Origin of the sequence: Paraburkholderia piptadeniae (genome assembly GCF_900007165.1) — a bacterium.
Taxonomy (GTDB): domain Bacteria; phylum Pseudomonadota; class Gammaproteobacteria; order Burkholderiales; family Burkholderiaceae; genus Paraburkholderia; species Paraburkholderia piptadeniae.
This window is the reverse complement of sequence record NZ_CYGY02000159.1, coordinates 1-7213: the sequence shown is the minus strand read 5'-3', so window position 1 is coordinate 7213 and position 7213 is coordinate 1. Positions and strand designations below refer to the sequence as shown.

Annotated in this window: 6 protein-coding genes and 5 pseudogenes; 1 reads left to right on the top strand and 10 read right to left on the bottom strand. The window is 56.4% G+C overall.

Features of this window, described 5'->3' with window-relative positions; all coding sequences use genetic code 11:
* Nucleotides 1–779 precede the first annotated feature (779 nt).
* The 5 genes and pseudogenes from BN2476_RS43650 to BN2476_RS49125 form a co-directional block, all read right to left on the bottom strand.
* Nucleotides 780–1235, bottom strand: a complete 456-nt coding sequence (locus BN2476_RS43650; protein ID WP_227747354.1) for a hypothetical protein — start codon at nt 1233–1235, stop codon at nt 780–782.
* 143 nt (nt 1236–1378) lie between these two features.
* Nucleotides 1379–1507 (bottom strand): annotated as a pseudogene (locus BN2476_RS49130) (IS110 family transposase); the annotation flags it as partial.
* A gap of 93 nt (nt 1508–1600) precedes the next feature.
* Nucleotides 1601–2536: pseudogene (locus BN2476_RS43645) on the bottom strand (IS3 family transposase); the annotation flags it as partial.
* A gap of 6 nt (nt 2537–2542) precedes the next feature.
* On the bottom strand, nt 2543–3028 hold the full coding sequence (locus tag BN2476_RS43640; protein ID WP_227747353.1) for a HesB/IscA family protein: 486 nt from the start codon (nt 3026–3028) through the stop codon (nt 2543–2545).
* 282 nt (nt 3029–3310) lie between these two features.
* Nucleotides 3311–3486: pseudogene (locus tag BN2476_RS49125) on the bottom strand (IS6 family transposase); the annotation flags it as partial.
* Between the two features lie 234 nt (nt 3487–3720).
* Here BN2476_RS49125 and BN2476_RS43630 point away from each other — a divergent pair.
* Nucleotides 3721–4290: a VirK family protein gene (locus BN2476_RS43630; protein ID WP_087740304.1), complete on the top strand. Its 570-nt coding sequence runs from the start codon at nt 3721–3723 to the stop codon at nt 4288–4290.
* A gap of 197 nt (nt 4291–4487) precedes the next feature.
* Here the strand turns inward: BN2476_RS43630 and BN2476_RS49120 are convergent, their stop codons facing one another.
* The 5 genes and pseudogenes from BN2476_RS49120 to BN2476_RS43620 form a co-directional block, all read right to left on the bottom strand.
* Nucleotides 4488–5432 carry a prolyl oligopeptidase family serine peptidase gene (locus tag BN2476_RS49120; RefSeq protein ID WP_235851245.1) on the bottom strand — a complete coding sequence of 315 codons (945 nt, stop codon included), beginning with the start codon at nt 5430–5432 and terminating at the stop codon, nt 4488–4490.
* Between the two features lie 42 nt (nt 5433–5474).
* Nucleotides 5475–5876, bottom strand: a complete 402-nt coding sequence (locus BN2476_RS49115; protein ID WP_227747352.1) for a hypothetical protein — start codon at nt 5874–5876, stop codon at nt 5475–5477.
* Between the two features lie 135 nt (nt 5877–6011).
* Nucleotides 6012–6470: a prolyl oligopeptidase family protein gene (locus BN2476_RS49110; protein WP_235851244.1), complete on the bottom strand. Its 459-nt coding sequence runs from the start codon at nt 6468–6470 to the stop codon at nt 6012–6014.
* A 212-nt stretch (nt 6471–6682) separates the two neighbouring features.
* A pseudogene (locus BN2476_RS46265) lies at nt 6683–6817 on the bottom strand (IS5/IS1182 family transposase); the annotation flags it as partial.
* Nucleotides 6818–6891: 74 nt separating this feature from the next.
* Nucleotides 6892–7110: pseudogene (locus BN2476_RS43620) on the bottom strand (ATP-binding protein); the annotation flags it as partial.
* Nucleotides 7111–7213: the final 103 nt, after the last annotated feature.

Genomic DNA, 7213 nt, shown 5'->3' with positions numbered 1-7213 from the left:
TACCCTGTTCGCCCGCCTACTACACACGTTTCTTTATCGCCGCGGCCGACGCGCGCGTCATCTCCGCACATGGTGAGTGAAATCGCCATGAAGGCTCGAACAAGCATGGTCAAATCTGAGAGCGATTTCGAAGATAGCGAGCTTGTGAGAGTTCCTGCCGATGCAATGAGCCAACTTCCGTCTGCGGATGGGTCGGGTAGCTTGCGCGCTCTAGGCGGGCGAGTTCCTCACCGAGTTCAGGTTCTGAAAAGGGCCCAAGTCGCTTCAACACCGCGAATAGCTTGGAGAGCATAGCAGGAATTGACGTTCCATGCGTTGAACACTCCGTACCCAAATACGACGTCGCGGATTCCGGTTTTGGGTGGTTATCGCGATCATTTGTCGCTGGACACCGCTGCTCTGCCCTGGCGGGCGTATCTGAATTCTGCATAAGAGGCGGATTTTGCCATACAGCGGTGCTTGCGAGCCTAGGGCCAACAACGTCTGGGAGTCAGACGGTTGTCGTTGTTGAACAGTTGCATATCAGTTGTTGACGGCACTCCCAGCAGGGACGGACGAATCCCACGCTCGGGTGCTGCTGGCAGACGGCACTTGCATTGTGGGTCTGAGGGTTTATACTGAATACGTTTCCTCCATGTCTCATCCTGATATGGATTTTGGCCCACCGCTTGGTGGGCTTCTTCTTGAACGCTGGTTTAGTGTCGGTACGCGCCGCGAGAACTTATGCGGCGCGCCGAAATGCCCCTAGGTTTGGCAGCTTCTCGTCACACGCCCAATGTCTATTTGAACGTCTGCATATTAATGCTCCCGTCGGGAATGGACTGCGCCAGCCATTCAAACGACGCCTTCCTCTTTGCTTCAACCTTCGCGATGAAGTCGGATAGCTCGCGCTCCATTGCTGAATCTTTGGCACCCGGCTTCCACGCTGCGGCGCCTTCCCGGCGGCGCGTGGTGCGAGCCAGCGCGAGAGCGGACGTTGCAGCCTTCGCGCATTCGTATTCGACCTGCTCACAGATGTCGGTTAGATCGCCGAATTCCCGGAAAGACTCGACGTACTCACGCGCGTCGTGCACGGTAGCTGGATACTCGCGCAACTCAGAGATGACCCTCCTGCTCAGGATGTCCCATTGGACTTTGTCCGGATAGGCGAAGACTGGAACCGACACGCCCTTGCTCGCTTCGCTGGTCGCCAGACGCGCCAGTTTAGCGGCGGCCCAAGCGGCCTTGTACATCATTGTTCGGCACGTTCGAGCGTAGTTTTCCAGGGACAATGCGAGCTCCAGTGCAGTGTGGCGGCGCCGACGCTTCCTGTTGCCGAGATCCACGTGAGCGTCACGACAGAGCCGATAGCACCCGACGTCATCGCCAAGGTCACCGGATTTGAGAAGTATTGCAAGAAGCTGGCGCGCTTGATCGTCTTGCTGACGGCCTGGCCCGTATCCGCGTCTAAGTGGTGAACCTGAAACACCGACTTCACGATATCAATCCCAACTGGAGTGAGTGCCATATCGATCTCCGATGCTTACCAAGACTCCTTGGCAGTCCAACTATAGGCCGGAAGCCGTCGTCTCGGCCTGGGTGGGAGGCGTTCATATCATTGCTCAAACGCGATCGCCAGACGCGAGAGCGCCGTTGGTGCGTTAGCGACGTAATTGTGCTTCATGGTCTTCACGAACGATTCGGCCATGCCATTGCTCTACGGCGAACGTACCGGCGTGGTCAGCGGCTCAAGACCCAGTTCGCGAGTGAAGCTGCGCGTGCGGCGGTCGATGTAGGCAGAGCCGTTGTCCGTCAGCCATTCGACGGACTGAGCGGCCTGCGTGGTGCCGAAGCGCTGTTCGACGGCGGCCAGCATCATGTCGCGCACCACATCTCCGCTATGCCCGCCGGTCGTGGCCGCCCAGCTAATCGCCTCCCGGTCGTAGCAGTCCAGCGCGAACGTTACGCGCAGCGGCGTGCCATCGTCGCACCGGCACTCAAAGCCATCGGAGTACCAGAGGGTATTGCTGCGGTCCACGGCAACGCGACTGTCATGCCGCCGCTTGTCTCGCCGCACGCCGGGGCGGCGCAGCAGCAACTGGTGCTCACGCATAATCCGATACACGCGCTTGTGATCGATGCACGGCGCGCCGGTCTGTTCCCGACTACGGCGCAGCAGCGCCCAGATACGCCGATAGCCGTAGGTTGGCAGGTGCGCCGCATACCCCTGAATTTCCTCGATCAACCCGATATCGTCAGTCACGCAGACGCGGCGACCATCGCGCCAGTCAGACGAACGAATCCGCTTCACCACCACGGCAGAGCGCGCAATCAGGTTTTTTAAACGACCCCATTCCACGGCTTCTTTCAGGATTTCGACCTCCAGCGTCTTCTTCCCGGGTACCCGTTGGAGTTCCTTGATGGCGGCGGCCAGCTCAGATGCGGGCACAACAGATTCACCTGCCTTCACCGCCGCCAGACTGCCTTCCTGGTATTGCTTGTGCCAGTCGAACACCTGATTGGCGTTGACGCAATGCGGTTGTCGTTTTATCACGGTCCAACTTCATCGAGGACACGAGGAAAAGGCTTTACTGCGAGCGCAGAAGGCTGATGCGTCCCGGCTATCGATCACGAAGCGAGGGTGTAGGGCTCGTTCATCGTAGTCGATCCGGGCGCCCGCGAGGTGCTGCAAGCTGGCGTTATCGATAAATACGGTAATGCCCTGTGTAATTACCTCGATGTCGGAATCGCCTACTGAATCATCCAGCACAATAGAATACTTTATATCATCGGCGCCACGCATTTCGGCGCGGAGACGAATGTAAAGCTGTGTTTCGTCTCGCAGCGTGATCAGTTCTGCGAATTTTGCTGCCGCTCGAGGCGTGAACGTCGGAATGTCAGGCGCATGTACCACTGAAAAGGTCGATCGTTGAGCAACCATAAGAAGTTTCTTAATAATCGATAAGGAAGGTAGATCGCATTTAACGCTCCATCGGCACACAAGAAAAAGCAAGGTTTGTACCATGTCGAATTTGCGAAGTATGCGCATTTAGTTTTGCTTCGCCTTACGATCGTTATGATCGTTTGGATATAGAAGTATTGTGCCAGCTTTGTCGGGTTCGTCGATATTGTCCTGCAGTATTTGGATAGAAGTCTGCAAGCCATATTTATTGCGAGCCACGTTGTGATGAAACGCGAATCGCATCGCAATTCGGTAATGATCTCCGCTCGCGAGACCTCTGTGTCGAGCAGCAGGATTCACCGCAAGCCTCACCTGGCCAACAGCCATGGCGAGGCTGCGCTGCATCGACATCAGTTGTTCGCTCGGCGCAGGCAACAGCTTCATGGCCCAGCGATGCACGGTCGGCCGCAGTCCCGCGCTCGGCATCATCTGTTCAAGATGCCGCATGCTCAGCGAATACGCGACGTACTACCGCATGCACATCAGGAGAACGTCGAGCGGTAGTGCAGGTGCTTAAGCACTTTTGCCAAGAACGGCTTCCGGATCTGTTCGTCGATAACAGCGGTCGCCTTTACGTGCTGCTGACCTGCCCTCTGAACCGGAGGCGCGCAATCAGATAGCTTGAGGGTCCACGCGGCTAGTCATGGGAAACCGTTGTGACCGTGACGTTGTGATCGATACCCACGGTTTCTGCTCTAAATCAACGCCTTTGAGCTCGTATTGCGGCAGACTGCTTCCTGTCAGCTAACCCGCGACCATCTCAACAGCGAGGTCATTGCATGCAGACATTCCTTATCGCGCCGTTAATTGCCGCGCCAATGATATCGGGACATGCAGAGCCGGCCAAACAATTACCAAGCCTCGCCGATGTGGAAAGCGCACTAAATCGGGGCGCTGCCGTATCGGTGGCGGCCGACCTGACGAAGTGCTCACCTGCCGGCGATACGACTTCGCAAAGCGGCACGCGTGGCGGGGTGAAGATCAATGCCTACTGGACCATGGCGGACGGGACTTTAAGCTTTTCCGACGAACACGCGACCGTCGACCTCGTCGGTGCTCCGACTTTTCAAGATCCGTTCGGTGCTCCGATCTGGCAATCTATCCGTTATACGGTGAAGCCCGATCAGACCGTCTTCGTCGCAACTAAGCTGTTTTTTCTGCCTTCATATAATCCGATGATGCATGTCGACTATGCCTGCGCCATCAATCAAGGTATCGCATACTATACTGAAGGTCTCAAGTGTGATTACCAGCCGACAACACGCTGCGAATTGGGGCCATTGCGGCTAAATTCAGCAGGACCGGCTGACTTTTTCTGCAATGGAGACAGGGATGATCGACCCTTATAGAAAAAGGGTATTCGCCAATATGTGGCGAGCCGATAACTCAATGTCATGCGCGCGACCCACCTCCGTCGACACTTGTGCGGTGGAGACGCCTCTCATTGAAATAGCCATTTGATCGTACAAGGCAGGTCCTCAGCACAGCTACGTCCGCGCATCGGCGCCCGTTCATGACAGTCAGCACAGGTCGACGCGACGGGCCGTCACGATATGCCAATCTTCGCCCGCAGGAACTCGAACAGCGTCGCCGTAGCACGAGCCTTCGCTTCCGGTTCGATGCCAGCGCTGTGCCCTCCGTCGCGATGTTCCACGTACCAGACCTCGTCGTGTCCGAGGGCCTGCATCTTCGCTACCATCTTGCGCGCATGGCCTGGGTGCACACGATCGTCTGTGGAGGAGGACGTGAAGAGAACCGGCGGATAGCAAGTATCTTCTTTTATGTTTTGATAGGGTGAGTAGCCCATCAACATCCGATAATCGTTTGGATCGTCGGGGTTACCAAACTCGTCGACCCACCAAGCACCCTGCAATAGCAGATGAAAGCGAGATATGTCGAGTACAGGCATTTCCGAGATAACTGCACCGAATAACTCGGGACGCTGGATCATGCACACTGCGGTCAACAAACCGCCGTTGCTTCCGCCCCTGATGGCAAGCCGTTCCGGAGTGGTGACGCCGGAGGAAATCAATGCCTCGGCCACGGCAGTGAAATCGTCGAATGCCACCTGGCGTTTCTCGCGTCGCGCGGCCCGGTGCCACGCAGGGCCAAATTCTCCTCCGCCCCGGATACTCGCGATCGCATAAACACCGCCGGGTTCGAGCCATGAGAAGCCAACGGTTTCCAGGTAGCGTGGCGAATCGACCGGGATTCGGTAGCCGCCGTATCCGTACAGAAGACAAGGTCGAGGGTTGCCTTGAAGATCCGACTCGCGACCAATGATCCAATAGGGAATCCGCACGCCGTCAGATGCCGTCGCATGTCGGCGCAGTGCGACGAGTCCCGTTGTATCGAACGTTGCGTGTAGCCGTTGAAGCAACCGCCAGGGGGAACCAGAAGCGAGATCGGCGAGATACAGTGTCGGCGGCGTCAGAAAGTGGTCAACGTAAATCAATGTAGTATCGTCGCGTGTCCAGTCGACCACCGTCACCGAAACCTCGCTCCCGTCTGGCAACGAAAGCGCAGTCGCTTCCTACGTACAATGGAACGAGGCCGGGGGACGCCAGAGGGTTATGTGCGACACGCTCGCGCTCCTGTAAGTGACGATCAGCAAGTTATTTGTGTACTGCACTGCTGATAATACTTCCGTTTCCGACGGTACGAAAAACAGAGAAAATTGGCGGTCACCTTGGAGAAACGCATCACATCGAATAACGATCAAAGATCCTTCGCGATATATCGTCGGATCGACATTCCAGTCGGTCTGCGGCATAATGAACAGCCATTCGTTCCACTCAAAAATCCTCGCATCAGATGGCACATCGAACTGCATCCACTCGTTGGCTTTCTCGTCAAGCCAATAATGCACCGCGCTGTAAAACGTGGCTGAGCGTGATGCGCGATGACGCGCATGGATCGGATCGTAAAACGCCATTATCGACATGTCGCCGGGCTCGCATTCTAAGATGATCGGTGCTTCCGCAATCGCGGTTCCGCGCCCCCATCTGCGCACCTGTCGTGGGCAGCCGGCGACCGTAACTGCCGGAGCCCCATTTACCGCGCTGTCATCTCACCCCACATATACCGTATCACGGTCGATCCATGCCACACGGTGGTGACCAGGTTCAGGTAGTTCAAATCCGTTCTTCACAAATGTGCGCGATTCGACATCAAACTCCCGCACAATGCAGGCATCGGAGCCGCTGGGCGAAAGCCGAACCAGCGCGCGATCGTACGTTGGATAGATCAGCGCGAAGTCAACCAGAACCCACCGGATGTCGTCGCCGTCTCGCCGGTTCAGGTCAAGCGCATCGATGTCCAACACAGTCTCCCATCGTGGTTGACTCTCAACCCAAGCGTCCCATGGTGTGCGCCGAATGAAGCCGAGGGGACGCTGTTCGTCGTTCCAGATGTTATAGCCCCAGTCACCGTGGCGCGCGCACATAGTAATGCGATCCTTGGCCATTGCGACATCGACAATTCGTTCGGTTAGTGCGTCAGCATCTGCTGTATGTCCATACATCGCCATGGTGCGGTCGGTCTGTGCACGTACCCATGAATCGACAGCCGGACTCCCGAGTTCCTCCAAACCAATAAATGGGCCTGGCGCACCGTTGGATGGAGACCATAATGACGTCGGATAACGAATCAATCATAAATCTTCCGCTTCGTTACAAACCCTGTTGAAAATGTCTCGCGGTCAGAGGTGACTTCTCGTCAACCTTGTACCCTTAGACGGTGTTAGGCACCTTGAAGTACCGGGATTGCATGGACAAGCATAAGCATGGCGAAGACGACAAAATGCAGCCCAGCGAGTGTTTCGGGCAAGCGTTCGTAGTCACGTGCCAGGCGTCGAAAGCGGTTAAGCCATCCGAAGTGGACAGCGTCAAGCAGCACGGCCGGTTTACCGACAACCATCTTGGCCGGTCGACCGGGATGATTGTCGGTCGTTATCCGGTCATGGTTGTCGCTCCTTGTTGTTGATTGTCGCCGGATGATTGTCGGCGCCTGCTGTTCTGTTTGTCGCTGGCGGTGCGACGACGGTAGCTTTCGACATTCATCTCGAAGATCGTCGAATGATGGACGAGCCGGTCGATTGCAGCGACGGTCATGCCGGGATCAGGAAACACGTCATTCCAGCCCGAGAATGGCTGGTTGGCGGTGATTATATGGAATTGAGGGCTTTTTCTACCTTTGTTTCTTCCTATTTGGGGCGGTGAGCCGATCAGGCGTCGGCGTGTTCTTGAGTCGCAGGAGTAGACGGTCTATAGC